This is a genomic window from Blautia sp. CAG:257 (assembly GCF_000433815.1).
Taxonomy (GTDB): Bacteria; Bacillota; Clostridia; order Lachnospirales; family Lachnospiraceae; genus Blautia_A; species Blautia_A caecimuris.
In genome coordinates this window covers 1-1,321 of the sequence record NZ_HF998980.1, presented here as the reverse complement: position 1 = coordinate 1,321, position 1,321 = coordinate 1, and the positions used below count along the sequence as shown (strand labels likewise).

Here is a 1,321-nt window from a genome sequence, read left to right as displayed (position 1 = left end):
CATTTATTCCAAGATGATGCATGTCAAGAAAGATATAGAGTAAGGATAAAATATGACGACTGTACTTCATGACACTTAAACCATACTTTTTCGTACTGAGAGATTCAAGAAAACGGTCTATTTCACTCAAAGTAATCTTTTGCTGGTTCTCCGTACCTGTAATGATACTGTTATCGTTAAGACTAACAATCTGAGGAATCATCAACTTATTCAAGGCAATTGCCAATCCGTCACTACACAATCCTTTCGAAGAACAGTAGCGTAAAAATACACGGATCTGATCTTCATAAACATCTTTTGACTTTGAAGAACGATGATAATCATCAGCATGAAAATCTAACAATAGCTCGTAGTTTAACTGCGAGATACTGGTAATTGCACGTTTCTGGAGATAGTATAAAAATCTTGAACAGGAAATCCTGTACCGGCCATCTCCATATACATGTTGGTCATTATTAATAAAATCATCCAGTTCTTCTTGCAGTTCTGGAATAAGCATCGTATAGGCTGATGCATGTGGGCCAAGATGATCTGGCGAAACAGTACCAGATATGTAGACATCTTCCAGCTGATAAATACAGAGCCTTCTGCTCGTATACATCCTGTAAGTCCAAGCATTTTGGTTGTTTTCCAACCATGCCAAGGACTCTGATAAAGTATACGATGTATGAGTACTGGCGAGATATCTTCGGAGTTCCTTATAGCAAATGCGATGAGCACTTATGACAGATGCACTATAGCCATTTGTTTTCAGGAATTCCATAACAAGATTTACATGAATATCGTATTGATCCATAAAGAACCACCTCCTATATTTGATGGTTTTATTATGGAATATTTTTCTCGTTTTTGTTATCCCCATTTTAGGATATGAATTACCAGCTGTTAAACTACTTTCGGCAAAAGATGAGGATAAAAATAAACTGAGGATAAACTGAGTTATCTTCATATATGAATAACTCAGTGAGAATGCAATTCGTCCATTCGCAGTAGGCCGGAAGAACTGGCTCTTCAGCAATTCCGTTGACGGAGCGAATGCCAGTGCGGTAGTCTACACAATGGTTGAGATGGCAAAAGCATACGATCTGAATATTTATGGATACCTCAAATTTTTACTGGAGCACCGGCCAAGTAAAGATATGACCGATGAACAGCTGGCAGAGCTGGCACCTTGGAGTAAAAAGCTCCAATCTATCAAAAATCGCATGTGAATTATAGTGAATTACTCCAACTCGCAAAGGGCTGGGGTAATTTTAAATTTTACCGCATTAATATTTGGCGCTTACGCTCCGCCGCACCGTAATATTCACATGGTCAGATC

Annotated in this window: 1 protein-coding gene and 1 pseudogene; one reads left to right on the top strand and one right to left on the bottom strand. The window is 38.5% G+C overall.

Annotation, left to right across the window (positions count from 1 at the left end; translation table 11 throughout):
- The coding region (locus QVP40_RS00495) for a hypothetical protein (RefSeq protein ID WP_173753453.1) at positions 1-796 on the bottom strand (796 nt) is incomplete at its 3' end.
- Between the two features lie 163 nt (positions 797-959).
- Here QVP40_RS00495 and QVP40_RS00490 point away from each other — a divergent pair.
- Positions 960-1,211, top strand: a pseudogene (locus tag QVP40_RS00490) (IS66 family transposase); the annotation flags it as partial.
- Between the last annotated feature and the right edge of the window lie 110 nt (positions 1,212-1,321).